At 38.4% G+C, this 24,335-nt stretch carries 27 protein-coding genes and 1 pseudogene; 19 read left to right on the top strand and 9 right to left on the bottom strand.

What is annotated here, in order from left to right; all coding sequences use genetic code 11:
• Position 1: 1 nt before the first annotated feature.
• The 8 genes from TRESU_RS13990 to TRESU_RS01650 all read left to right on the top strand — a co-directional run bounded on the left by TRESU_RS13990 (position 2) and on the right by TRESU_RS01650 (position 5,971).
• A complete protein-coding gene (locus tag TRESU_RS13990) occupies positions 2-598 on the top strand; it encodes a DUF6884 domain-containing protein (RefSeq protein WP_013700597.1) in 597 nt (198 codons plus the stop codon).
• Positions 599-660: 62 nt separating this feature from the next.
• Positions 661-993 carry a hypothetical protein gene (locus TRESU_RS01680; RefSeq protein ID WP_013700596.1) on the top strand — a complete coding sequence of 111 codons (333 nt, stop codon included), beginning with the start codon at positions 661-663 and terminating at the stop codon, positions 991-993.
• The gene (locus tag TRESU_RS01675) at positions 990-1,394 is read left to right on the top strand and encodes a TerY-C metal binding domain-containing protein (protein WP_013700595.1); all 405 of its coding nucleotides are present in this window, start codon (positions 990-992) and stop codon (positions 1,392-1,394) included. Before TRESU_RS01680 ends, TRESU_RS01675 begins: the two co-directional genes overlap by 4 nt.
• Before the next feature lie 2 nt (positions 1,395-1,396).
• Entirely contained in the window at positions 1,397-2,695 is a 1,299-nt protein-coding gene (locus TRESU_RS01670) for a protein kinase domain-containing protein (protein WP_013700594.1), read from the top strand.
• 23 nt (positions 2,696-2,718) lie between these two features.
• Positions 2,719-3,444 carry a vWA domain-containing protein gene (locus tag TRESU_RS01665; RefSeq protein WP_013700593.1) on the top strand — a complete coding sequence of 242 codons (726 nt, stop codon included), beginning with the start codon at positions 2,719-2,721 and terminating at the stop codon, positions 3,442-3,444.
• Positions 3,445-3,455: 11 nt separating this feature from the next.
• On the top strand, positions 3,456-4,301 hold the full coding sequence (locus TRESU_RS01660; protein ID WP_013700592.1) for a protein phosphatase 2C domain-containing protein: 846 nt from the start codon (positions 3,456-3,458) through the stop codon (positions 4,299-4,301).
• On the top strand, positions 4,298-4,951 hold the full coding sequence (locus TRESU_RS01655) for a hypothetical protein (RefSeq protein WP_013700591.1): 654 nt from the start codon (positions 4,298-4,300) through the stop codon (positions 4,949-4,951). Before TRESU_RS01660 ends, TRESU_RS01655 begins: the two co-directional genes overlap by 4 nt.
• 228 nt (positions 4,952-5,179) lie before the next feature.
• A complete protein-coding gene (locus TRESU_RS01650) occupies positions 5,180-5,971 on the top strand; it encodes an IS982 family transposase (protein WP_013700589.1) in 792 nt (263 codons plus the stop codon).
• A 156-nt stretch (positions 5,972-6,127) separates the two neighbouring features.
• Here TRESU_RS01650 and TRESU_RS13985 read toward each other — a convergent pair whose 3' ends face one another.
• The 8 genes from TRESU_RS13985 to TRESU_RS01610 form a co-directional block, all read right to left on the bottom strand.
• Positions 6,128-6,826, bottom strand: a complete 699-nt coding sequence (locus TRESU_RS13985; RefSeq protein WP_013700588.1) for a hypothetical protein — start codon at positions 6,824-6,826, stop codon at positions 6,128-6,130.
• Positions 6,823-7,197, bottom strand: coding sequence for a metal ABC transporter permease (locus TRESU_RS15780; RefSeq protein ID WP_281054710.1), 375 nt, complete (start codon positions 7,195-7,197; stop codon positions 6,823-6,825). Before TRESU_RS15780 ends, TRESU_RS13985 begins: the two co-directional genes overlap by 4 nt.
• On the bottom strand, positions 7,148-7,660 hold the full coding sequence (locus TRESU_RS15775) for a metal ABC transporter permease (RefSeq protein ID WP_281054709.1): 513 nt from the start codon (positions 7,658-7,660) through the stop codon (positions 7,148-7,150). Before TRESU_RS15775 ends, TRESU_RS15780 begins: the two co-directional genes overlap by 50 nt.
• A gap of 25 nt (positions 7,661-7,685) precedes the next feature.
• The gene (locus TRESU_RS01635; RefSeq protein ID WP_013700587.1) at positions 7,686-8,384 is read right to left on the bottom strand and encodes a metal ABC transporter ATP-binding protein; all 699 of its coding nucleotides are present in this window, start codon (positions 8,382-8,384) and stop codon (positions 7,686-7,688) included.
• 10 nt (positions 8,385-8,394) lie between these two features.
• Positions 8,395-9,222, bottom strand: a complete 828-nt coding sequence (locus tag TRESU_RS01630) for a M15 family metallopeptidase (protein ID WP_013700586.1) — start codon at positions 9,220-9,222, stop codon at positions 8,395-8,397.
• Positions 9,223-9,400: 178 nt separating this feature from the next.
• Entirely contained in the window at positions 9,401-10,981 is a 1,581-nt protein-coding gene (locus TRESU_RS01625; RefSeq protein ID WP_013700585.1) for a metal ABC transporter solute-binding protein, Zn/Mn family, read from the bottom strand.
• Between the two features lie 284 nt (positions 10,982-11,265).
• Entirely contained in the window at positions 11,266-11,577 is a 312-nt protein-coding gene (locus tag TRESU_RS01615) for a hypothetical protein (protein ID WP_013700584.1), read from the bottom strand.
• Positions 11,574-11,987: a Fur family transcriptional regulator gene (locus tag TRESU_RS01610; protein WP_013700583.1), complete on the bottom strand. Its 414-nt coding sequence runs from the start codon at positions 11,985-11,987 to the stop codon at positions 11,574-11,576. The genes TRESU_RS01615 and TRESU_RS01610 overlap by 4 nt, the downstream gene beginning before the upstream one ends.
• 231 nt (positions 11,988-12,218) lie before the next feature.
• On the opposite strand from TRESU_RS01610, the gene TRESU_RS01605 reads away from it, so the two are divergent.
• The 11 genes and pseudogenes from TRESU_RS01605 (at position 12,219) to TRESU_RS01555 (ending at position 21,272) form a co-directional block, all read left to right on the top strand.
• Positions 12,219-13,517, top strand: a complete 1,299-nt coding sequence (locus tag TRESU_RS01605) for an ATP-binding protein (protein ID WP_013700582.1) — start codon at positions 12,219-12,221, stop codon at positions 13,515-13,517.
• Between the two features lie 193 nt (positions 13,518-13,710).
• The gene (locus tag TRESU_RS01600) at positions 13,711-14,043 is read left to right on the top strand and encodes an InlB B-repeat-containing protein (RefSeq protein WP_148228233.1); all 333 of its coding nucleotides are present in this window, start codon (positions 13,711-13,713) and stop codon (positions 14,041-14,043) included.
• A gap of 27 nt (positions 14,044-14,070) precedes the next feature.
• Positions 14,071-15,129, top strand: coding sequence for an InlB B-repeat-containing protein (locus TRESU_RS13980; RefSeq protein ID WP_342612609.1), 1,059 nt, complete (start codon positions 14,071-14,073; stop codon positions 15,127-15,129).
• A 125-nt stretch (positions 15,130-15,254) separates the two neighbouring features.
• Positions 15,255-15,443 (top strand): YbaK/EbsC family protein, encoded by a 189-nt coding sequence (locus tag TRESU_RS15345; RefSeq protein ID WP_041611880.1) that lies wholly within the window; start codon positions 15,255-15,257, stop codon positions 15,441-15,443.
• 235 nt (positions 15,444-15,678) lie between these two features.
• A complete protein-coding gene (locus TRESU_RS01585; RefSeq protein WP_013700579.1) occupies positions 15,679-16,284 on the top strand; it encodes a master DNA invertase Mpi family serine-type recombinase in 606 nt (201 codons plus the stop codon).
• Positions 16,285-16,300: 16 nt separating this feature from the next.
• Positions 16,301-17,518, top strand: a pseudogene (locus TRESU_RS15890) (Eco57I restriction-modification methylase domain-containing protein); the annotation flags it as partial.
• A gap of 99 nt (positions 17,519-17,617) precedes the next feature.
• Positions 17,618-17,956: a hypothetical protein gene (locus TRESU_RS01575; RefSeq protein ID WP_013700577.1), complete on the top strand. Its 339-nt coding sequence runs from the start codon at positions 17,618-17,620 to the stop codon at positions 17,954-17,956.
• A complete protein-coding gene (locus tag TRESU_RS01570; RefSeq protein WP_013700576.1) occupies positions 17,949-18,653 on the top strand; it encodes a type II TA system antitoxin MqsA family protein in 705 nt (234 codons plus the stop codon). Before TRESU_RS01575 ends, TRESU_RS01570 begins: the two co-directional genes overlap by 8 nt.
• Positions 18,653-19,081 carry a hypothetical protein gene (locus TRESU_RS01565; RefSeq protein ID WP_013700575.1) on the top strand — a complete coding sequence of 143 codons (429 nt, stop codon included), beginning with the start codon at positions 18,653-18,655 and terminating at the stop codon, positions 19,079-19,081. The genes TRESU_RS01570 and TRESU_RS01565 overlap by 1 nt, the downstream gene beginning before the upstream one ends.
• A gap of 296 nt (positions 19,082-19,377) precedes the next feature.
• Entirely contained in the window at positions 19,378-20,478 is a 1,101-nt protein-coding gene (locus TRESU_RS01560; RefSeq protein WP_013700574.1) for an AAA family ATPase, read from the top strand.
• A gap of 131 nt (positions 20,479-20,609) precedes the next feature.
• Positions 20,610-21,272 carry a hypothetical protein gene (locus TRESU_RS01555; protein WP_245535688.1) on the top strand — a complete coding sequence of 221 codons (663 nt, stop codon included), beginning with the start codon at positions 20,610-20,612 and terminating at the stop codon, positions 21,270-21,272.
• A 27-nt stretch (positions 21,273-21,299) separates the two neighbouring features.
• Here TRESU_RS01555 and TRESU_RS01550 read toward each other — a convergent pair whose 3' ends face one another.
• A complete protein-coding gene (locus tag TRESU_RS01550; RefSeq protein WP_013700572.1) occupies positions 21,300-24,335 on the bottom strand; it encodes an Eco57I restriction-modification methylase domain-containing protein in 3,036 nt (1,011 codons plus the stop codon).

The raw sequence follows: 24,335 nt of genomic DNA, 5'->3' as shown, positions 1-24,335 counted from the left end.
TATGAAGACAATTTATTTAATTTCATGCTGTAAAGAAAAACTCTCACATCCTGCAAAAGCTGTAGACCTTTATCAAAGTGAAGGTTTCAAAAGAAGACTTTCAATCGCACAGACACATAATCCAGATGCAATTCTCATTCTTTCTGCAAAACATCACATAGTAGAACTTGAACAGGTATTAGCTCCATATGATGTTTGCCTTTCAAATCAAACAATCGGTGAACAAAAAAAATGGGCAGAAATCTGTATTGATTCCCTTAGTAAAAAATTTGATTTAAAGAAAGACAAATTCTTTATTCTCGCTGCAGAAAATTACTATAAAAATCTGATTGGCCAGTTCAGAATTGAAAACTATGAACTTCCAGATGAAGAAATTAAAATCCCAGTTCCAAGCAATAATTCAAATTTTGAGCTACTCAAATCCTTTCTCACAATAAATAACAAAGCTTATTGCGATGACTGCTTGAGTAAATTAACAGGAATAAGACCTCGTCAACAGATTAACCAGTTATGTAATAAACATCTTAATGTAATTCATCGCATTGATTACGGCATGTGTACTAACTGCTGTAAATATAAAATCGTTCGAAGTTGTTAAAAATCTTCTTCAAAATGGAAACATTTAGAAGAAAGTTATCCCTTATTTTAATAGAGTAAGATATGGGCGGATTAATATTTTTGTTTATTGTAATTTTTCTTTTTTTAACTTTTTTACCATCAATCATTCTTTGGTACAAAAGAAAAAAATGTCCAAAGTGTAGAGCCTGGGGAACTCTTAAGTTTGTAAAAGAAATTGTAAAAGACAAAGTTGTCGGACATGACAGAAATCGTTATGGCGGCGGTGGCGGTCATTACAGATATGGCGGTCTGGGAGGTTTTCATTCTTCCCATACTTCAGATCAGCCTTTTATCAGGTACTGGGTTGAAGAAAGATATATCTGCCAGAAATGTGGACGTCATATATCAATTCATACAAGGAAGGATATGAGATGAAAGAAGAGATTTATCCATCATCAAATAAAATGCAAGCAAAAATTATCTTAGGTCGTTGCCCGTATGCACCAAGCAAGTCAGAAAATTTGTTTGGTATGAGAATCCAGAAAATGGGTTCAGATTGGGTCAGAACATGGGCTTTCAAAATTGATTCTGAGCGAGCCCATAACGAAGGTTATGACAGAGAAACTACACAAGGATCTTTTGTTCCAGCTAGTGAATATCCTGGTTGTCCTTATTGCGGTTCAGATAATTTTGCTCTGTGTACTTGCGGGAAAACATTCTGCTTTAAGAAGCCGGAGTTTGAAACAAAAACAATCAGGCTTACTTGTCCCTGGTGTGGTCAGGTCGGAATGTATAACGCAGCAGAAACCTTACAAGTTCAAGGAGGAGGTTTTTAATTATGGAATTTAAGAATGGACAGATTATTCCGCTTGAAGGCGGTAAAAAAGCAACAATCATTAAGAAGCTCGGCGAAGGTGGTCAGGGAATAGTTTATTCAGTAAAGATTGACGGCAAAGACTATGCCCTCAAATGGTACACTTTCCGCTTTCAGAACAAGAAAGGCTTCAGAAAGAATCTGCAGGAAAACATCAAAAATGGTGCTCCTGATTCAAAGTTTCTCTGGCCTTTGTATCTGACAGAAGAAATTAATAACAGTTTTGGTTATGTTATGGAGCTTAGACCAGCTAAGTTCTCTGATTTCTCAGACATCTTAAACAACAAAGTTCGTTTTAATTCTACAGAGAAACTGATTACAGCTGCTTTGAATATTGTAAATGCTTTCAGAACTCTGCACAGAAAAGGTTTAAGTTATCAGGATTTGAATGACGGTAACTTCTTCATTGACGTAAATACAGGCGATGTTCTCATTTGTGATAATGATAATGTAACACCTGACGGAATTAAGAATCCCGGTAATATCGGCGGAAAGCCTGGGTATATGGCACCGGAAATTGTATGTGCAAAATCCTATCCTAATTCCCTTACCGATAGTCATTCACTTGCAGTTATTCTTTTCAAACTGTTTTGTAGACATGATCCTTTAATGGGCAAACTCTATGTAGATAGCGTATGCATTACAGAAAAACGAGAATGGGAACTTTATGGGAAAGCACCTGTATTTATCTTCGACCCGAATGATAAATCTAATAGACCCATTCAAGGGGTACATCCAAATCCTATAAAACTCTGGCCTCGTTATCCAAAGTTTTTACAAGATGCATTTATAAAGTCGTTCTGTGAAGGATTAAAAAATCCTAATCAGAGATTACCGGAAAATGAATGGCAGAAGCTTCTTATAAGATTCAGAGGTACTTTACTCCGTTGTCCTCATTGTTCTTCAGAAGTGTGTCTTGCAATGGTACCACGTGGCACATCTATAAAGTTTGATTGTGGCAGTAGCTACAGTTATCCATTCACATTGGAAACAGATAAATATAAATTACCTGTTTTTCCAGGAGCAAAGCTTTATAAGTGCCAGGTCACAAAAGACAATGATGATTATTCAACCGTTTGCGGTGAAGTCATTATGAATAAAAAGAATCCTGCATTGTGGGGAATAAAAAACAATACAGATAAAGCCTGGAAGTTTAAAACCCCAGATGGAGAAATAAAGGAAATTGCTACAGGTTCAGTAATACCAGTAGCAAATGGTATCGAGGTTACTTTTGACGGTATTACCACAAAGGTTAGCAAATAAGATTTTTATGGAGGTATCGAACTATGGGAATGTTCGACGATGTAGAAGGTATTGTTAAGAGACAGATGGTTTTGTTTTTTGTTGTTGATACATCAGGCAGTATGCAAGGAACAAAAATTGGCGCAGTTAATACAGCTATCCGCGAGGTACTCCCGGAATTAAAAGATGCTGGTGGTTCGGACGTTGATTTGAAAGTTGCCTGTTTGACTTTCTCAAGCGGCTGCAAATGGATGTATTCTAGTCCTATCGCTTCTGACAGTTTTCAGTGGAACAATGTTGATGCAGATGGTGTTACTGATTTAGGAAGTGCCTGCCGTGAACTCAGCGAAAAGCTTTCAAAGAATGGTTTCTTAAAAGCTCCATCTGGTTCAGTTGCTCCGGCTATTTTCCTCATGAGTGACGGTGAGCCAACAGATGATTTTGAATCAGGTCTTAATCTTCTGCAGCAGAATAATTGGTTTAAGCATGCAATTAAAGTTGCAGTTGCAATCGGTGACGATGCTAACAAAGATGTTCTTGCAAAGTTCACAGGAAATATTGAAGCTGTTATTACAGTTCATACTCCTGAAGCTCTCAAGAAATGGATCAGAAAGGTTTCTATTACCTCTTCGCAGATTGGCAGCCGCAGTCAGCCGGTAAATGACGGTCAGATTCCTTCTAAGCAGGACACAATGATTGATGAAATCAAAGACATCCAGCAGGAAGAACCTGATTTAAGTTCTACATCAACCAGTGGAGATGACTGGTAAGGGAGTTGCTTATGCTTATAACATTAGCCGGGCGCTGTATAGGTACAGCTCACATTAAGCAGAATAAGCCGCTTCAAGATTTTGCAGCAGTAACAAGTGACAGATTAAGATCTTATGCTTATGCACTTGTTGCAGACGGTCACGGTGGAGACAAATATATCCGTAGTGGCAAAGGTGCCGAGATTGCTGTTCATTGTGCAGTTGATTCAATCAATGGAGTCTTAAAAGAAATCCTTTGGGATGTTGGCAAGAAAAAGCGGAGCCTTATAGAAAAGAATCTAAAGTTAATCTGTATAAAGACTTCCTTAAAATGGAAAGAAGCTGTAATCAAACATTACTCTGAAAATTCATTATCCAAAGAAGAAACAGAACTATTGGAATCTCTGAATATCACTCTACCTTTACAGGAAGATGATATATCAACTTTATATGGCTCAACCTTACTTGCTGCAGTCTACATTGAATATCTTAATTTCTGGTTTTCAATCCAAATCGGTGACGGTAAATGTGCTGTTATTAAAAAAGATAATTCTGTTGAATTTCCTGCACAACTTGAAAACGAAAAATTAGGCTTTGGTGTTACGACTTCACTTTGCAATAAAGATGCGCCAAATGAATTCCGTTTTGCTTATGGTTTTGAAAAGATAAACGGAATTGCAGTTATGAGCGATGGTCTTGCAGATTCTTTTGATTCAGAAAAGCTTCCTTCGTTTTTGCTGAATATCAATGACAACATTGTAATTGATTCAGAAAAAACGTCGAATGAATTAAAAGAGTTTATGCCAAAACTTTCAGAACAAGGAAGCGGCGATGATATTTCATTAGCCGGAATCTTTACCAAAAGGAGAATCCAGTGACATTGTATGAAAAATTTGATGAATTGATTTCACGACATTACATTACAATTCTGGATTCTCCAGACTGGTGCAAGGTTGATTTTCGTAAAAGCGGATTTACAGAAGAAGATGAAAATACAAGATTGTTTTTCTTATTGCTGGATAAGAATATTCCGTTAAAAATCAGAATTGTAACACATGGAAAAAACTTAAAAACAGACTATGCAATCGCAGTAGCTGTTTATGCGAACGTTTTCCAGGGTGAAACTATTCCAAATAAATATGAAGAAATATTAATTGAGCATATAGAGGCAATAATTAATATCTTCAAAAAATATGAAATCATCGAATATGAATATTCAGCATTAAAAGATAAGCAATACATTACAGATCTTGAACCTGCGGTTACAAGCATGTTGAAAGTTTATAAGACAGATGTTCTTTCACAATATAAAAAAGTTGAAGCTTATCTGAAAGATGTTTCAGGTAATGAAATTGCAGATTATGACATACAGGCTTTTATTGTTTTCCTAACAGCAATAAATACTGAGAATATTGTTCTTCCTTTCAAAAATGAAAGAAGCTTTTATTTTATGAAGGTTCTAAGCAACTCATTACAGAAATTAAATCTCTGGTATGAACCTTTATATGCTCATAATAAATGGAGTTAGAAACCATGTTAGATACAAACACTCTTCATAACATTATTAAAGAAATTTTCAAGTTGGATGATTCTTATATCATTCCAATTAATTCAAATTGGTTCATACCTGTTCTTTTCAAAACTCGAATTTCAAGCTAATTAGCCTAAATTTCGAGTTTAGTTGAGAATTTACAAAAAAAGCGTGAACCCTTAAAATTTTAATCACCACAAAAAAAATCAAAAGGAGTCTACGCCTATGTATGAAGAAATTTACAATTTAACACATATGTTCTTCAAGAGCCGGACAGGAAATCTTATGTATGAACTTCTGCTTTCAAAATTCAACGGAAAGCGCGGCCCTAAAAGGAGATTGAGCCTCGAGCAGATTGTCGCCCTGAATATTTACAGATTCCACTTCAAGATCGGGGCTCTCAAGAGCTATCATAAAATGATAAAGGAGCTTGTGGGCCACAAGGATCTGAACAGGAAAAAAGGCTCGCAAATACATTATATGGATTCGACACCGATAACAGTCTGCCTTAACCATAAGATTTACTCGCACAAGGTGGCAAAAACAATAGCGAAAAGAAGTAAGTCAACAAAGGGCTGGTGGTACGGACTGAAGATGAGCGGAATCTGCAATGAGCAGGGAGGGCTGGAAAACATAATTTTCAGCTATGCAACCATCACAGACTGCAAAATCGCAGAAAAACTGGCGGAATGCGTGAAAGGCACTGTGTTTGCTGACGCCGGCTATCTGCAGAAGAAAGATGCTTTGAGCCGCATGGAAGAAAAAGGTGTTAAGTTTGTGGCCGCTCCAAGAAAAAACATGAAAAGGCTGATGAGCCGTATTGAATGCCACCATATAAAACACAGGAACATCATTGAATCCGACTGGGGAACCTTGAAAAACAATTTTCAACTTGAATACCACAAGGCTAGAAGTATTCCAGGAATGTTCCGCCATTTTTTCTATAGCATAGTTGCTTACATGCTAAACTCCGGCCTGACCTTCTATCAAAACTTTTTCAGCCCTCGACTTATTTAAAACTCGAATTTCAAGCTAATTACATCCCCGAATATAATTATGTTGTGTCAAAAAATGTGCGTTTCCTTAATTGTATATATGCCATTTTGTACATTTCTTCAAGATTATATATACAGTATTTGTGCTTTTATTCAAGAAACAGACATTCTTTGATTTCTACGAGAAAACCGCCGCTTCCGCAATCCGCATTGTCTTGTATTCCATTCCGTCGGGCGAGACCGCGTCGCACAGCTTGAGTTTGCCGCTGACTGTGATTTTCTGCCCCGGCTCAATGCCTGAAACTTTTGCGCTTTCAAATTCAAGTCCCTGGGCGCAGCACGCAAGAACATCGGTGATTATGCAGTAGTCGTGCCGTCCGTAAGGAGCGTTGTCGTAATATGCATCGTAAGTTCCGCTCATGCGCACTGTCTTTCCCTCGTATTTTTCAGGCTCTACAACAATCTGGAAAATAAAGGCATAAGCAAAGTCAGCGTTCATTTTTGAAAGGTCAAGGTCAACGTCAGTTTTAGGCGCGGAGATTTCTTCAAAGCTGTTTCCGTAAAAGTCGTAATTATCGGAATTTGAAGATGAATCTTGCGTCGCGCTCTCAGTTTTTTGCGGGGAATCATTTTCCGTGCCACTGCCAAAATTTTCGCCGGATTCATAGTTTTCAGAATTTCCAGTTTCTTCTTGCCGGGCTGAATCCGACGGTTTTATTTCTGATGATTCTTCTTCCTTGATTTTTTCTTCTATTATATTTGCAACTTTGTTCTGTTTCGGAACTCCGCCTGCGCTGTAGGAGCTTTTTTCAGAGCATGATGAAACTGCAAGCAAAATCAAAATCGAGGCTGAAATCTGAACAATTTCCTTTTTCATAAAAATCTCCCGGCAACGCAATGCAGCGCGAAAATCATTATATCGATTATCACGATTGTGGCTCCAACCGGTGTTGAAAGAACAATCGAAATCATAATTCCCAAGAACGACGAGAACGCTCCAAGCGCGGCGGAATAAATCACCGTGGACTTGAAGCTTTTCATAACGCGCATTGCGCTTAAAGGCGGAAAAACAAAAATCGCTGTTATCAGAAGAGAGCCTACAAGATTCATCGCAAGCACAATCACAACGGCTGTGATTACGGCGACTAGAATGTCGTAAATGCCTGCGAATCTGTCTTCCGTGCGTAAAAAGTCCGGGTCAAAAGTCGCGGAAAAAATCCTGTTGTAGAAAAAAAATGAATGCGGCAATCGTAACGCAGGAAATGAGGACCGAGACTGCGACCTTGCCTTTTGTGAGAGTGAGAATCGAGGTTGAGCCGAAAAGCGTTGTGCAGACATCGCCCGAGACATTCGCCGAAGTTGAAAAGACGTTCATCACAAGATAACCGAACGCAAGCGCGCCCACGGAAATCATCGCAATCAGGGAGTCTGACTGTACTTTTCTTTTTTTGTCCATGCACAAAAGAAAGACCGCGCAAAGAACCGTAACCGGAATTGTAAAAAAACTGTCGCTCACAAGCTTTATCGTAACGGCAACCGCATACGCTCCGAACGCTGCGTGCGAAAGTCCGTCTCCAATCAGCGAGTAGCGGCGCAGAACAAGAACCGTTCCCAGAAGCGACGCGCACAGAGAAACCAGAATGCCGACAATCAGCGCGTATCTCACAAACGAAAATGAAAGATAATAAGAAAGTTTTTCAAGAATTTCCATCGAAGTCTCCAGTATTTCCGGTTTTTTAGTTGCGTTTTTCATCAGATTTGCCAGACGATGTGTCTTTGCAAAAATCCGCGCGGCTTTCAAACTGAACTTTTCCGCCTCTGAACGAAAGGATATGCGATGCATAATCAAGGCAGTCCAAATCGTGGCTCACCATTACAACGGAAAGCCCTTCATTGTTGAGTTTTTCCAAGATGGCGTAGAATTCCTTTGCTGCCGCCGGGTCAAGCGCGGAAACTGGCTCGTCAAGAAAAATAAGCTTTTTTGCGGCGCACAAGGCTCGCGCAAGAAGAGTCCGCTGCTGCTGTCCGCCCGAAAGCTCCGTAAAACGCCTGCGTGAAAGAGAAGAGATTCCCACCTTTTCCATCTGCTCTTCCGCAATCATTTTCTGCGCCTTTCCGTAAAAAGGCCTGTTCTTAAACTGCCCGAGCGTTCCAGAAAGCACAATCTCGCGCACTGAAGCCGGAAAATCCGCGTCCACCGAAAGTTTCTGAGGAAGGTAGCCGGTCTCGTTTTTGCAAAGCCCGTCTCCGAACAAAATCTCTCCGCTGATTTTTTTCTGAACTCCAACAAGAGTTCGCATGAGAGTCGTTTTTCCGCTGCCGTTTTCGCCAAGAATGCAAACGTAGCTTCCTTTTTCCACATCAAAACTCACCGGTGGCAAAACTGCCTTTCCGTCATACCCGACAACAAGATTCCCGCAAGAAATGTACGCCATTTTTTCCTCCTCAGCAGTTTTTCCAGCAGTCTATAAATTCAAGCATGAACTGCTGGATTCCGCCGAACCACTTCTGCTGAAAAAGGCAGGCGTTTTTTCCTATGTAGCGGAAGTGCCAGCATTCCCAGCGGTAGCCGGTAACATCTTCATAGCCTTTTGGAAACGAAAGAGACCAGCCGTAATCAGCGGCATTTTTATAGATCCATTGTCCCATCTGGGTTTTGTCAAAGTCATCAGAAATCGAGCCAAAGTCAACTGCTGTTCCAAGCTGATGCTGGCTTGTTCCGGGGCGCGCGCTTTCACGTTCAGCCTCTTCAAGTCCGTCAACACTTACCCAGTAGTTAAAAAGATTTTCCTGATAAGAATAAGAACGGTAGGCAGAGCTTACCAACAGTCTTATTCCATCATTTAATGCGGCCTGCGCCATTTCATTTAAAGCAGAATAAGCTTCCGGGCGGATTTTCATTCCAGCTTTGTTCAAGTCAAAAAGGCTGTTTTTTTTCAAAGAAACTAAGTCTTTTGGCGCATAAGAAGAAGACACGGTGTGCTTTTTGTCAATTAAAAAGAAAAGGCTTTTGTCATCTGGGCGGAATGTTTTTTCCTCCTCAAGAATCGCATAAAGATCTTTTATAAATTCCGTCTTATTTTCTTCTGTAACACAAATAGCTTCTTTTGCTCTGGCAGACATTTTCTGAAAAACTCTACTGAACTTTTCTTCTTCCGCAGATGGAATTTTTGCAACCTGGTTTGAAGACTGTGCATAAGCTTTTTTTTCGCAGCCTGCAAGACAAAAAATCCCGGCGACCGCAAAAATCTCCAAAAGTGTTTTTTTATTCATAATAAACCTCATTTTTTAGACAAAAAATTCAAAGACAAAGTAGCGACGGTCTAATTTTCCAAAACCAACACATAAAGTTGCAGCGGTCATTTCGACAGACTCAATGACCGGACGAACTCAATTACCACTGCAAGCGATTTTTTATAGCCCCTTATCCCTAAGCTAAAATAAGCTGAAACTAGTTCAAAGCCTCTTTCAGAACGGAAAGGTTTTCTGTCATTGTGCCAATATAGTTTTTTCCACCTTTGATGTCATTCTGGTTCACTGACTGCAATGAGTCCATCTTCAGAATCTTCTGGTTCTTTTTTGATGTGTTTTCAATTACATTGCGCGCGATTTTTCCGTTTGAATTCTCGATTGTAAGAACGCTTCCAAGCCCAAGCTCGTCAATTTTCTTCGCAAGAAAAATCACAGTCTCAAAGCTCGCCTCGCTTTCCGCGCTGCAGCCGACAAAAGCCGCATAATATTTCAGGCCGTAGTCGTCAGCAAGATAGCAGAACGGGAATCTGTCGCCAAAAAGAATTGTCTTGAACTTTGAGGACGTTACGGTTTCAGAATACTTTTTGTCCAGAGTGTTGAGTTTTTCAACATAGTTTTTTGCATTTGCCGCGTAAACAGAAGCGTTTTTTGGGTCAAGCTTTTCAATCTGGGAAGCAATCGCATTTGTCAAAACGGCAGCATTCTTGACAGAAAGCCAGACGTGCTCGTCGTATTCAACTTCGTCATGCTCGTGGTCATGTCCGTGTCCATCTTCGTCCTCATCGTGGCTGTGTCCGTGTCCTGCCAAATGCTCAGAGATTTCCTCGCCGCTCATGCTTGCAGGAAAGAATGTAGGGAAAGAATTTTCAGGATCAACAATCGCGTCAAAGCTCTCGTTGCTCATTCTGATGTGGAAATGCTCCGCAGTCGCAGGCTCAATCATGTGGTCGTTGAATTCAATGAAAAGCGGCGCGCCTGACTTCTTGTTTTTTGCGACAAAGCGGTACATCGCGGCCTTTGTTCCTGTTGACCAGTTCTGGATGTAAAATCCGATATTTTTGTATTTTGAGCTTGCTTTTCTTCCGTCAGCATAAGTGAATTCAATTTTGTCTTTCTTTATGCTGATTTTCGCGATGTCAGTTTTATAGCCTTTCTGATAGTAAGCCTTGTATTCTGCGGCGGTCATTTTTCCGGATTCTGCCTTTTCCTCAAAAGCCTCGTCCAAAGTTCCGTCAAGAACAAGCGGATAAGCCGACTGCCATTCGCCTGCCCAGTCAGAAAGATTCCTGCTTTTAACCTCGCTGTCGTCAAAAGTTGAAACTTCCTTGCTGTGGTCGTGGTGATGTCCTTCTTCGCCGTGGTCATGAGCATGCTCGGTTTCCTGCATTCCTTCCACAACTTCCTCTTCCTTTACGCGCTCTCCAAGAACTTCCATCATATTGACTGGAACAAGGTTCTTGTTCTTCGCTTCCTTTAGAACTCCGTTAACCCAGCCGTCGCTCTCGCCGCCAACGTAGATGAACATATCGCTTGCGGAAATTTTCGCGATGTCGGAAAAACTCGGCTGGAACGAATGAAGGTCAGTCCCCTTGTCAAGCAGAAGCGTAAGGTCAAAGTCTTTCGCCTTGTCTCCAAGAATCTCGCGACACCAGTCGTACTGCGGAAAAGTCGTGCAGACGATTGATTTTTTTGATGAGATATTTTTGTCCGTCTTTGCGGAAACATAAAAACACAATGTAAAAGCGCACAATGCGGCGATGATGAATTTATTTCTTTTCATATTTACTCCAGTTTGTAAAAAATTGTAAAAAGTTCGCATCCCAAGTCTTCCAGAGATTTGACAGACGCGATTTTTTCTCTTTTTGAATACGGGCGCTTCTGCCTAAAGGCAGACCGGGCTTTTCGGGGTTCCGTACGCACTTCGTGCTACCTCCATTGCTACACTTCGCGTTGCTTAGTTCCGCAACGGCTCCGCCGCCCCTACAATCCCTAGCGCGCAGTGCAAGGACATTCGCAGCATTGCGAATACAAAATCCCTGCCACATAAAGATGAAAAGAGAATTTTCAGTTGTTAAGACGTGTCTTTAGGGAGATTAAAGAATTATTGAAAGAAGTCTGATATGAATTTTTAAAGGAAATTTTCGAGGCAAAACAGTGCCGGGCAAGAGAAACGCCGGCGGCGCAAAGGGCAAGGCTCAAAAGCTTTACGTTCTGCTCGGCAAGTTGAATCACAAAGCAGATTGGACAGTCGTCGCCTGAGCAGTCATGTCCGGCTTCAGCAGCCGCAAAAAACACTGAGAAAACTGTAAATGCAATGAAGACCGCCGCTAAAACCGCGCGCAGCCTGTTCAATTTTGAATCCATTCTTGAGTTCATTCAAAAGTCCTGCATTTTTCGCAAAGCCCGTTCAATGATGACAAAGAAAAATCAACCTTGAAGCCGAAATTTTCAGAAACCGACTTCAGGTAGTCCGCCGTAAGCCTGTCCGAAAGATGAATCATCGCGCCGCATTTTTCGCACTGAAAGTGAATGTGCCCATAGCACTGTCCGTCTTTTTCCGCCGTCTGGTAAACAAAACCGTCAGAAACAGCCGACTTGCGTTTTATGAGCCGCCCGCTTTCAACAAGCTTGTCAAGGTTGCGGTAAACAGTCGTCTTGTTCACACTTTCCCCGCGCTCAGAAAGAAAGGCAAGCAGCTCCATCGCAGAAAATCCGCTTTCCGTTCTTTCCTGAACAAACTGAGAAATCAAATCCGAAGTTTTAGTGTGGTAAGACTTTTGCAACACGGTTGCATATTAACGGGATGAAAAAGAATTGTCAAGAAAAAATTTCGGTTTGCTATGCTTTTGCCGCAAGATTTAAAATTTTCAGGTGAAAAATGTGCAAAACATGTAATTTTGTTCAAAAAAACTTGCAATAATGTGTAAAAACCGTACGTTATAATATGCAAAAATGTGTAAAAATATGAAAAAAAACAGTGTAAAAATGTGTATAATCTGCTATGCTAATTACAAAGTATGGAACGCAAAGCATTGCAGAAAATGGAGGAGTGGAAAAACTCTTCTCATAGAAAACCGCTTGTTTTAAAAGGCGCCCGTCAGGTTGGTAAAACCTGGCTTATGAAAGAATTCGGCAGGCGCAAGTATAAGAAGACTTTCTATTTTTCTTTTGACAAGGAAGAAAGCCTCCATGAAATTTTTAAGGTAAATAAAGAGCCGCATAGAATTATAGAGATTCTCGGCACAATTAGAGGCGATAAAATTCTTCCTGAAGAAGATTTGATTATCTTTGATGAAGTGCAGGAGTGTCCAGAAGCTCTGAATTCTCTTAAGTATTTCAATGAGGAAGCAAACGAATATCATATTGTTGCCGCAGGAAGTCTTTTAGGAACTCTTCTTGCAAAACCAATGTCTTATCCTGTTGGAAAAGTGAATCTTCTTGATATATATCCTATGGATTTTGAAGAATTTCTGAATGCTGTGGAACCTGTGCTGTTTAACTATATTGAAGAAACTCCTCCGGCGGAAATATTGAAAATTCAGCATGACAGATTGATAGAACAATACAGAAATTATTTGATTGTCGGCGGAATGCCAGATTGTGTATGCTCCTGGATGACAGAAAAAAATTCCGGAGTCGTTTTGCAAATACAAAATGAGTTATTGGCTCTCTATGAAAATGATATTTCCAAATACAACGGAAAGGTAAATGCCGGCCGCATACTTCTGGTAATGCGAAGCATTATTTCACAGCTTTCTAAAGAAAATGAAAAATTTGTTTATGGCTGCGTCAAATCTGGAGCAAGGGCACGTGAATTTGAAGAGGCAATCGAATGGCTTGTCAGCGCGGGAATTGTCATACGCATCTATGATGTTACAAAACCTGAACATCCTTTAAACGTTTTTGAAGATTTTTCCAGTTTTAAGCTGTTCTATTTTGATGTTGGACTTGCAAAATGCGCCGCAGGTGTAAGCAATGAGGCAATAATACTGAATTCAGATTTTCAGTTTAAGGGAGCGTTGACAGAAAACTATTGTCTTCAGCAGTTAAGAGGACAGTTCGATGTTGCTCCTCACTATTATTCTCCTTCCAGAAATTACGAAGTGGATTTTCTTTTACAAAATGAAACGCAGATAATTCCTGTTGAATGCAAGGCTGGCGGAAATGTGCCTTCTGCCAGTTTCAAGCGCTACCGAAGGGAAGAAAATCCTGACTGTGCGATAAGATTCTCGGCATTGGAATACAAAGAACAGGAAGATATGATAAATGTTCCGCTTTACCTGGCAGACAGGATTAAACAAATGTGTAAAAAGTGATTTTTTCATGCTCCTGCAAAATTTCCTAGTTTTTTCTTAATTTGCCGTGATATTTTCCTCTTCATGCTGTATAATAATAAGACAATACAAATCTGATAAGAAACCGTTCAAAAATCGAACGGCAGATGGAGAAAGCAATGAAAATCAACTTCTTTACTACCCCCCCCTCACACCCAGACTATTCACAACATTAGTGGCAGCGCTTTTGCTGCTCACCGGCTGTATGACCGGAGATGACAGCAAAACTATAGAATACAAGCTCTCGTTCAGCGCAAACGGCGGAACAGGCGAAATGGAGAGCATAACAAAAGAGGAAAATGAGAAAATAAATCTTCCTGCCGTAAAGTTTTCCAGAACAGGCTTTGAGTTCTTGAACTGGAATACTGTGGCAGACGGAAGCGGCACATCATACGCAGACAGTGCGGAATTCATATTCAATGCAGACACAACGCTCCATGCGCAGTGGAAGGAGAAAAAGGCAGCACCTTCAAATCCGGAAAATCCCACGCAACCACAAAATCCATAAAATCCAACTAAGCCACAGCAACCTCAAATCCCGGAAACTCCTTCAACGCCAAAAACAACTTACACCGTAATTTTTGACGCGAACGGCGGAAACGGCACAATCGCAAGCATTTCCGTGGAAGAAGGAAGCGAATTTACACTTCCGGAAAACACATTCACAAAAACTGGATATAGTTTTGCAGGCTGGGCGACATATGCCGATGGAAATGTTTCATACTCCGATAAGGCAAAAATCACCGTAACTGGCAACACTACACTTTACGCAAAATGGACTGCAATCACTTACACAATCACCTACGAACCGAACGGCGGAACAAATGCGGATGGAAATCCGGCAGGCTACACTTCCGGAACGGAAACGATAACTCTCCTTGCTCCGTCAAGACAATATTTTGACTTCGGCGGCTGGTATACAGACAGCGAATTTTCGGATTCAAGCAAAAAAAATGAAATTACAAAAGGCTCAACCGGCAACATTATGCTCTACGCAAAGTGGACGGTTGCGGCGGAAAATGCAGTCAACGCAATAAACAGTCTTCCAACCGGCGAGCACAAGATTGCGGTTACAGGTCAAATGACAAAAGAAAAGCTGAACGGCGTAATAGCGGCAATCAAAGGCAATTCAAACGGTGCAAAAGTCTATCTTGACCTTGGCGGAACAGCAATAGATTTTTATGACTGGCAAAGGTGTAAGTTTGCGGACTGTGAAAATCTTATTGGCATCGTAATCCCGGCAATTGAGTCGCCGGATAAAAACAATCCAATTATCTTGATTCCTGACTTGATGTTTGAAGGATGCAAGAACCTTAAAACCGTAATCATTTTAAACAGTTCAGGTGAATATAAGATAATTACATTTAAAGACTGTACATCTCTTGAATACGTAGAGATTCCCACAAGCATTGTTTGTATACATGGTGATGCTTTCGACGGCTGCACGGCACTTGAGACAATCACATATAAAGGCACAGTCGAGAAATGGAAGCAGGTCAAAACTGATTTTAAGGATTCAAAATACAAACTCATGTCCTTGAATGTCCAGTGCGAAAACGGAACAGCAAGCGGTTTTGATTTAATAAAAGAGTAAGAAAAAATGGCGGCTCGTTTGGGGCTGCCTGAACAAAAATATCAAATAGACAATAGCAAAATTTTTTCACGGCTGTCTGTTTTGAAAATGCAAATTCCCAAAAATCCTGATATACTTTTCAAACCATGACGAAACAAGAAACCTACGACTTTTTGAACGCGAAAAACATTGAATACGAAATCACCGGGCACAAGGCGGTTTTCAGCATGGACGAAATCTGCGATGTCGTGTTGCCTCACCCGGAATGTGACGCGAAAAATCTTTTTGTGCGCGACGACAAGAAGCGCGAATATTTTCTGATTACAGTAACCTGAACTCATTGGAATCCACCCGAACGAAAACACCGCGACCGTATGGCTCAAAACCTCCGACTTGATTAAACTGATAAAAGAAAACGGAAATGCAGTGGAACTGACGTGCTTTTGAAAAACTTTACAAGGGTGCTGATTGCCTGAGATTTTACGAAACGTTGCGCCTTTTTTCACAATTTCATAAATGTAATCGGGTACAGATTATAGCTTTCATTTAAAATATCCGCAGAGGTACAAAATGACTTATGGATATATCCGCGTAAGCACGGACAAGCAGACGGTTGAAAATCAGCGTTTTGAAATCTGCAATTTCTGCAAAAAAGAAAATCTTGAGATTGACGGCTGGATAGAAGAGACAATCAGCGGAACAAAAAACTATGACAAGCGAAAACTCGGAGACCTGCTGAATCATGTTCAGAGCGGCGATCTGATAATCTGTGCGGAGCTTAGCAGGCTTGGACGAAGCTTGTTCATGATTATGGAAATTCTTTCAATCTGCATGAAAAAAGACTGCAATGTTTGGACAATAAAAGACAACTACCGTCTTGGCGATGACATTCAAAGCAAAGTGCTGGCATTTGCCTTCGCTCTGAGTGCGGAAATTGAGCGCAACTTGATTAGCCAGAGAACTAAGGAAGCGTTGAGACTGAAGAAAGCGGAGGGTGTCCATATTGGCAGAATAAAAGGTTCGCGAAATTCATACACAAAACTTACAGGAAAAGATGAATATATAAAACAGCGGATTTCTGAAGGATGCACAAAAACACAGCTTGCAAAAGAGTTGAAAGTTGACCGCACAACACTTTATCGATATTTAAAGCGCAGAAAAGAACCGACCCTCTAACTGCAACGGCAGGAACGGCTTTGACATTGTGATTGGTAACCCGCCGTATATAAGTGCGCCCACTCAGCTTGCAAATAAATTTCTTGCAGAGCAGCGTGAGAAAATAATTAAAAGCAATAACTATAAATCGCTTTACCAAAAATGGGATTTGTATATTCCTTTCATAGAACTTGGGCTTAATTTAAATTGCCAAAATGGAATAACAACAATGATTGTGCCGTTTCCGCTGACAAACCAGCTTTATGCAAAAATTTTAAGAAAAATGATTGTCAAAGAAAACAATATGTTTGAACTCGTGGACTTGAACGGAACAAAAATATTTGACAACGCAACAGTTTCAAATTGCATTCCTTTTATAAAAAAGTCTGCGCCAAAAGATAAAACTTGGATTTCTCATATAAACGAAAATCTTGAAATAAGAAAAAGTTTTGAACAGCCTTTTTCGGCATTTGTCCAAGACGAAAAAACTCAGGTCTGGAATGTAACTCAGCAAAAACGCGAGGCAAACAAATATTCCGATTTTAATGTTCTAGGCGATTTTTGCTATGTAAGCTATGGTTTGCGTCCTAATTCTGATGAGAAAACTGCGAAAGGTGAATTCAAAAAAGAGGATTTGATAAGCAATGTGAAGGATAATATTCCTCGCAGAAAATATATTGAAGCAAAGGATATTGAAAAATACAAAATCAATAGAATTCGTTATCTTGAATACGGAACTGAAAGAAGCCCTGAAAAATTTACTCGAGCAACTTTTGATGAATTATATAATCACAATAAAATTATGTTTAATGTTTTGGGAGATTTGACAGGTACTTTTGATGATAAAAAATTGATTCACAATCATTCGTTGATTGCTTGTGTTCTTTGGAAATCTTTAAAAGGCATAGAAAACAAAAGCATTGCTTCAAGCATAAAAAAATTCTCAAAATATTCACGCTCGAAAATGGAAAAACTTTCTGAAACCGTAGACTTAAAATATCTGCTTGGAATAATGAATTCAAAATACGCTTCAGTTTTGCTCACAAATCTTCGTGGCGGCGACTACCACATTTACCCTGAACATATAAGAAACATTCCCATCCCCGTCGCAACTCCTGCCCGGCAACAACAAATTATCGCATTGGTAGACAAAATCCTTGCAATGAAAAAACGGGATTCTTCCGTAGACACAACCGTGCCAGAAGAAAAAATCGATGAACTTGTTTATAAACTCTATGAAATTAATAACATATAAGGCAATTGTTAGTAAAAATAAATAATTATATTCTTGTCTTACATGCAAAAAACTGTTATATTGGTATTATGTAATACCGATAAATTTTAGGGATGTGTTTTGAACAATATCATTGCCGCTCAATTATTTATACAAAGATTGAAGCCTCTTCTCGAACAAAATAAAGTTGTTTTTGATCCAAGAAATCAAAAAACAATGAGATTTTTGCTTGAAGAGGATATGGATGAGAGTGATGTATTTGAATATCTCCGTAAACTTGATTCGTCAAATTATTATGATGGACCAAAAGCTGACAGAAATGGAGAAGCAGGCGATATAATGATGTTCTTGTATCCGTACGAGAAAACCAGAATTTATATAAAACTAAAGATTTGGACTGATAAAAATGGCGATTTTGGAGCTGTAATATCTTTTCATGAGGAAGGTGACTATGATTAAACATTCTTGTCCATACTGCGAAACAATCCGTGATGTAAAAGAAGTAAAGCGGAATGAAACTATTGAAATAAAAGGTAAAAAAGTCTCGTATGAAGCCGTTCATTATGAATGTACTGAATGCCATAATCTTTTTGACACTAAAGAGCAAATGGGAAAGAACCTTCTTGCGGCTAGAGAAGCCTATGATTTGCAATATAATTCTATAACTTCTGACAAAATAATTAAAATTCGCGAAAAATATAACGCCAGTCAAAAAGCTTTTAGTCTTATTCTTGGCATGGGAGAATTAACTATTAATTCTTATGAACAGAATAAATCTGTTCCAAATTCATCTAATCGACTTCTTTTGCAACTTGCAGAAAACCCTCTTATTTTTTTTGAAATGTATGAAAAAAATAAAACCAAAATAGGTGCTATTCAGCGAGAACATATAGAATCTTCACAAGTGTATAAAGATTGCAAACGTTGGGGAGGATTAGAGAATCTTTACCAACATCTTTCATCTACAGAAAGAGAAGTTATAGAAAATAAAACTTATATTGTTGGCTCTTCTGTTGTCCAAATTGTATCAGATATGGTAAAAGCAGAAATGAGTAAAACTAGTTTTGAAATATATGCGGATGCGCATGAAGTAGAAGAAGGTACAATTCCTTCTTCTACAGATATAAACAGAGAGTTTTCTATAGGAGTTGCATGATGAATAATGAAGACTTTCAGAACTTTATAAAATCCATTTCCATTGATTATATTCAGCCTACAAGCATTTCTTTTGAAAGATTTGATAGTTTTCCTCAAGAAAACACCGATATTCAAATAAACTGGAAAATGTCTTACCCAGAAAAACCTTATACATTTATAGATGACAAGTTTTCAATGCTACCTATGTTTGAAATAGCTTTTGTTTATGATAACAAAGTCATCTTTTCAAATAAATCAATTTTTATTGTTATGCTTTCAATAAAAAATAAAGATGAATTTGAGAGATACTGGTCTATGGAAGAAATTCGGAAAACTTTTAAAGACAAGCAAATAAGAAATACACTTTGGCCTATTGTAAGACAACAAGTTCTTGATGGATTATCAAGATTGTCATTGCCACCAGTTGCTCTTCCATGGTTACTGTAATTTATTTTTTTGTTAATTTAAATTTTTCAGTAATAGCAGTTAGTTAGAAAACTTCTTTCTCATTTTTCAAAATCGGTGCATTTCATCTGGAATCCGTCTTCCAAGTCATTCCAATCATTATTTTGACATACAGCAGAAAATATTCCTTTAGTGAATATAACATAAAAATCGAAAATTCTCTATGCTGTTTACCTTATTGGGAACAAAATAGTTTTTATTCCGTAAAAAAATTACGGCATATATTGAACTTTAGGAGATTTTAACCGATAATATATTATCCTATTTTGGAGCATGATATGTTAGCAAAATTTGCAGTAACCAATTTTCGCGGTTTTGAAAAACGGATAGAACTGGATTTGACACAACCAAGAGACTACGCTTTTAATTCTTTCGCAGTCAAAAACGGAATAATCAAAAATGGTATTATTTACGGTCCGAACGGCTGCGGAAAAAGCAATTTCGGACTTGCAATTTTTGATATTGTCTATCATCTTACCCAAAAATTCAAAAATCCTAATTATCTTCTTAACTATGCTTTTGCAGGTGCCCAGTCAAAACTTGTAACATTTGAATATACATTTAATTTTAACGGTCAGATTGTTGAGTACGTTTACTCAAAGGATTCACGAGCTGTTTTAAGAGAAGAGAAACTGACAGTTGATTCAAAATTGGTTTTTGAAAAAAGAATCGGAACAATTGAAATTGACGATTCTATCTTCCCTATGGAAAAAAATATTCGGAATAATCTTGCCCATAATGCGAACAATGTTTCTATAATAAATTTCTTGATAACCACGTACCCGCTTGATGAATCAAACTGTCTGATAAAGCTTCAGGATTTTGTAAACTCCATGCTTTGGTTCAGAAGTCTTGAGGAAAAAGAATTTATTGGACTTGAAACCGGAATATATATTCTTGATGAGTATATTATCAGACATAATTACATAAAAGAATTTTCAGCATTTTTGGAGAAAGTAAGCGGCCAGCATTTTGAATTTGTAAAGCCTGTACAAGGCGAAAAACTGCTTCGTGTCTATATAAAAGGCTTTCCTCAAATTTTCAATACAATAGCTTCAACAGGCACCAATGCGCTAACGCTTTTATTCTTTTGGTTTAAGCATTTGGAGAATGCAAGTTTTGTATTTATTGATGAATTTGATGCTTTCTATCACTTTAAACTTTCCTTCGATGTCTGTGATGAACTGTTCAAAAAAAATTGCCAGCTTTTTGTGTCTTCCCACAATACATTTTTAATGACAAATGATCTGCTTCGTCCAGATTGTAATTTCGTCTTAAAGGATAATAAAATCACTTCACTTTGCAATGCAACTGACAAGGAGCTTAGGGAAGGTCATAACATTGAAAAACTTTATCGTGGCGGTGCGTTTGACTTATGATATTGTTTGTGTTTGAAGGCGAAAACAGGGAACCAACTCTTTTTAAAACCTTGGAATATCTGTATTTTTCCAAAAACAAACAAATAAGAATTTGCTCTTACAAAAACAATATCTATGACTTATACAAGAGGATGAACGAGACAGATGAGCCTGAAGACATTGTTTCAATCCTTAAAAACAAGCTTGTTGCAGACAAAGATAATCCATTGAAAGAAATCCGCCGGCGTTCTGACTTCTCGCAAATTTATCTTTTTTTTGATTATGACAGCCACAACAATAAAGATCAGAATATTTCAGATTCTCAGATTCAGAAAATGCTTGATTTCTTTAATGATGAGTCTTCTGACTATGGAAAACTATTTATCAATTATCCTATGGTAGAGTCTATTCGTTATGTCAAAAATCCTCTTCCGGACAACGACTATTTTAGCTATACAACTCAAATAAATTTGGGCAAAAAATTTAAAGAAAAAGCGAATTCAGAATCTTTTTATAAGAATCTTGATTTTATTACTTTTAGAATAAACCTTAAAACCTTGTCTCTAAAGATTCCTGAGGAAAAAGAACGGATTGAGAAGATCAGACAGAACTGGGAACTCCTCCTGAAGATGAACGTTCAAAAAGCAAATTTTATCTGCACAGACAAAAATGATTTTCCTGAAAATGAAGAAGACATATCACAAGATAAAATTTTCAAGAACCAGCTTGAAAAGTACATTGCACCGAAAAGAGAAGTTGCAATTTTAAATTCTTTTCCCTTGTTTCTGTTCGAATACAAAGACAAACTGAAATAATTCAAAGCATTTCCCATTTTTGCGATTTTAGGTTTGTTCTATGATTTTTATTTCCTCATCCGTTAAGCCGTATAGTTTGTAAACTAGTGCGTCAATTTGCATTTCCAATGTGCTTGTGTCAGCAAGTTCACTGTCACTGCCGTGCTCGACACGGCAATCTTTCTTTGCCGCAAGGATTTTGTCTACCAATGCGATGATTTGTTGCTGCTGGATTGGAGTTGCGGAGGGGATTGGAAACTTTCTAACTTCTCCAATTGGGACATGATTTGTCTGATTAAAATATTTAAAGTAATAATTTATTGCTTTGCTATTTAAGATAGCAAGTATGTATTTGTTTGGAAAATTTTCATTTGTAGAAAAAAGAACATTACAGGAATCACCTGCAATAATATTTTTCAAAATAGTTCCTTTTGTTCTTTGCTTAAGCCCCATGTTTGCAACTTCTTGAAAGACAATTCTTTCCTTATCAGTGTGGTTTTTGGATAAAGCTGTCAAAGAACAATATTCACTTCCTGGAGACCAAATGTATTTTGAAATTTGAACTCCACGAATAAGTGGTAATGTATTTTTTGATTTTTTATTAGTAAAAAAATTTTTTTTCAATCCAAGATTAACATCCCCTTTATAAGCTTCACAAATATCATCAAAAGTGTTTTTGCATTTTTTCATTTTAGTAATTATGATATTTGCACTTTTAAAAATAAACTTGTTTTCTTTATTCAGAGCAGAATAAGAAATTTGATTATATGAATCTTTTTCAAAAATATGGAAAATGCAATTTTTTGAAATATTTTTTTTCATTATACATACAGCAACCGCCTGTGTTACATTCTCAAAAACCTTATCTTTTTCTGTGTAATGAACAATACTCTTTATTTCGCAATTCTTTACAAAAAATTCCCTCAGAGACTCCGTGTCATTTCCTGAAAAGTACGTATCTGGTGTGATATAAGACAATATAGAATTGTCATGCAGCAGATTAATACCTTGTTCAAAAAACAGATGGTATAAATTTCTTTTCCCTCCATGAGCAACAATAAAGTTTTTATCATAAATAGATTTTTTAGAATCATCTTTTGAAATAATTTTATACGGCGGGTTACCAATCACAATGTCAAAGCCGTTCCTGTTGTTGCAGTTAGAGGGTCGGTTGAAAACATCGTGGAACCAAGTGTGCCACAGGAAAAACTGGCTGTTTTCGTGCAGGTCAAGTTTTGACAAGTCTTCTATTACTTTTGGTGGGAGCTGGCGTTCCTTTAAAAGCTGAATTATATTTTCCTTTATCTGTGCGCGGATTTTTGCTTTTGCCACATGGTCGTGAGGAATATAGAATCCGTTTATTGCTTGTGTTAGTTTTGCAATTGTTTCTCCGTTGTCAAAAAGGTTTCCTGATTCCTGCTTTGTCATATTGCTTAGGTCTTCGCCTTCAAAGCTTTCAAGCAGGCTGTTTCCCTGCATAATCTTGTAGTCAAGGTTCGGCAATGGTAGCGGCTCTTCTTCGTCAACAATAATCGCAAGCCAGAAACGCAGGCGTGCAATGTCAACTGCGCCTTTTTCAATGTCTACGCCGTAAATGTTGTTTTTTACGATGTGCTTTTTAAGCTCAACTCTTGTTTTTGCTTCTCCGGTAAGAATCTGAACGCATGGCAAAAGCTCGTTCAACATTCCCATAGGAAATGCTCCGCTTCCTACAGCCGGATCGCAGATTTTAACGTCAATCAAGGCTTTAAGAATATCCGCCTTTTCTTTTTCCGAGAATGATGAGGCTTCATGATTCAGAACAAAATTCCTTATCTTGTCTTTTGAGGCTGTTTCATCATGTTTGACAGTTTCTGTTTCCAGATATGCGATTAAACTTTCGCGGCACATATACTGGACGATTTCTTTAGGGGTATAGAACGCTCCTTTGTCCTTGTTGTCTTCCAGAAGATTTTCAAAAATCTTGCCAAGCATTTCCGGATCTACGCCGATTTCAACATCGTCCGGGTCAGTCTCGTCGATTGTGAAGTTGTACTGATTGAAGAATTCAAAAATAGATTCAAAATGTTCTTTCTTAAATTTAACCCTTTTCTTGTCAAGCTCATCTTCCTCAAAAAGTCCGCCGTTCAGATACGGAATCCTGATTTCGCTTCTGTAGATATTGCATACAGCTTTTGGCGCAATTGCTTCTTCTCCGCGGTCGCAGTTCAGGCTTTTAAAGAACAGAGGCTCAAGTGCCTGCTCAAGAAAATCATTTTTTACAGAGTCATCCGCATTCGTAAAAAGATTGTAGATAAAGTTCTTGTCGCCGGTTCCCCATTTTGCGTTTTTTGGAACTCCGAGCCATCCTTTTTTCTGCAAAAACTGAAGGAACGCAAGCCGTCCCATCATCTTTTTTACAAAATCGCGGACAGTTTTGTCGTCTCCGTTAAAAGCATTTGAAAATTCTGAGGCAGCCTTCTTTGTCTTTTCTTCTACAAATTTTCCGCCCTTTTTTATAAAACGCTTTCCGCTTATGTATTCAACAAGGTCAGCATAGTGCTTACGGTATTCGTTAAAGAAATCATCGCTCAATGGGGCAACAGCGAACGCTTCAAGCATATTCTCATCTTTGATTGTTGAAAGACCTTCAAGTGTAGAAAATCTTTCTGCGATAGTTCTGCAGGAATGTTCCGGTCCGCAAAGATATGTGTAGCGTTTTGCGCTTGTGCTGTTTTTTAAGGAGTCGGCTTTGTTTACATAGCTTACACGCCATTCTTTTGCATTGTCCGTAAAATGAAAAAAGATGAGCGCATTTGAATCGTTTTCCATAACCTTGCGGACACAGTTCTGGATATTAACTCTGCTTCTTTTTAATGCAACGTTGTCCTGCAGCTCAACATCTGCAAATGTTATTGGAAAACTGCCTCTGACTTGTGCGATAATACTGAATGACTTTATCTGCTTTTTGTCTGAATCAGAAAGTTCCTGTTCATCTGTTAGAGTTGTGTCATTTGCTTTTACAAAAATCTGTTTTATAAGGCTTTCAAATAAAACTTTTTTTCCTGGATATTCATTTTCAAATAATGCCCTCAAGTTTTCCAT

Source organism: Treponema succinifaciens DSM 2489, assembly GCF_000195275.1.
Taxonomy (GTDB): domain Bacteria; phylum Spirochaetota; class Spirochaetia; order Treponematales; family Treponemataceae; genus Treponema_D; species Treponema_D succinifaciens.
The sequence above is the reverse complement of the archived record's forward strand: the minus strand, read 5'-3'. Positions and strand labels throughout refer to the sequence as shown.

Coding starts and splice junctions, on each gene's coding strand:
- TRESU_RS13990 (WP_013700597.1), top strand. CDS start 2: ATGAAGACAATTTATTTAATTTCATGCTGTAAAGAAAAACTCTCACAT.
- TRESU_RS01680 (WP_013700596.1), top strand. CDS start 661: ATGGGCGGATTAATATTTTTGTTTATTGTAATTTTTCTTTTTTTAACT.
- TRESU_RS01675 (WP_013700595.1), top strand. CDS start 990: ATGAAAGAAGAGATTTATCCATCATCAAATAAAATGCAAGCAAAAATT.
- TRESU_RS01670 (WP_013700594.1), top strand. CDS start 1,397: ATGGAATTTAAGAATGGACAGATTATTCCGCTTGAAGGCGGTAAAAAA.
- TRESU_RS01665 (WP_013700593.1), top strand. CDS start 2,719: ATGGGAATGTTCGACGATGTAGAAGGTATTGTTAAGAGACAGATGGTT.
- TRESU_RS01660 (WP_013700592.1), top strand. CDS start 3,456: ATGCTTATAACATTAGCCGGGCGCTGTATAGGTACAGCTCACATTAAG.
- TRESU_RS01650 (WP_013700589.1), top strand. CDS start 5,180: ATGTATGAAGAAATTTACAATTTAACACATATGTTCTTCAAGAGCCGG.
- TRESU_RS13985 (WP_013700588.1), bottom strand. CDS start 6,826: ATGAAAAAGGAAATTGTTCAGATTTCAGCCTCGATTTTGATTTTGCTT.
- TRESU_RS15775 (WP_281054709.1), bottom strand. CDS start 7,660: ATGGAAATTCTTGAAAAACTTTCTTATTATCTTTCATTTTCGTTTGTG.
- TRESU_RS01635 (WP_013700587.1), bottom strand. CDS start 8,384: ATGGCGTACATTTCTTGCGGGAATCTTGTTGTCGGGTATGACGGAAAG.
- TRESU_RS01630 (WP_013700586.1), bottom strand. CDS start 9,222: ATGAATAAAAAAACACTTTTGGAGATTTTTGCGGTCGCCGGGATTTTT.
- TRESU_RS01625 (WP_013700585.1), bottom strand. CDS start 10,981: ATGAAAAGAAATAAATTCATCATCGCCGCATTGTGCGCTTTTACATTG.
- TRESU_RS01615 (WP_013700584.1), bottom strand. CDS start 11,577: ATGAACTCAAGAATGGATTCAAAATTGAACAGGCTGCGCGCGGTTTTA.
- TRESU_RS01605 (WP_013700582.1), top strand. CDS start 12,219: ATGGAACGCAAAGCATTGCAGAAAATGGAGGAGTGGAAAAACTCTTCT.
- TRESU_RS15345 (WP_041611880.1), top strand. CDS start 15,255: ATGACGAAACAAGAAACCTACGACTTTTTGAACGCGAAAAACATTGAA.
- TRESU_RS01585 (WP_013700579.1), top strand. CDS start 15,679: ATGACTTATGGATATATCCGCGTAAGCACGGACAAGCAGACGGTTGAA.
- TRESU_RS01570 (WP_013700576.1), top strand. CDS start 17,949: ATGATTAAACATTCTTGTCCATACTGCGAAACAATCCGTGATGTAAAA.
- TRESU_RS01565 (WP_013700575.1), top strand. CDS start 18,653: ATGAATAATGAAGACTTTCAGAACTTTATAAAATCCATTTCCATTGAT.
- TRESU_RS01560 (WP_013700574.1), top strand. CDS start 19,378: ATGTTAGCAAAATTTGCAGTAACCAATTTTCGCGGTTTTGAAAAACGG.
- TRESU_RS01555 (WP_245535688.1), top strand. CDS start 20,610: ATGAACGAGACAGATGAGCCTGAAGACATTGTTTCAATCCTTAAAAAC.
- TRESU_RS01550 (WP_013700572.1), bottom strand. CDS start 24,335: ATGGAAAACTTGAGGGCATTATTTGAAAATGAATATCCAGGAAAAAAA.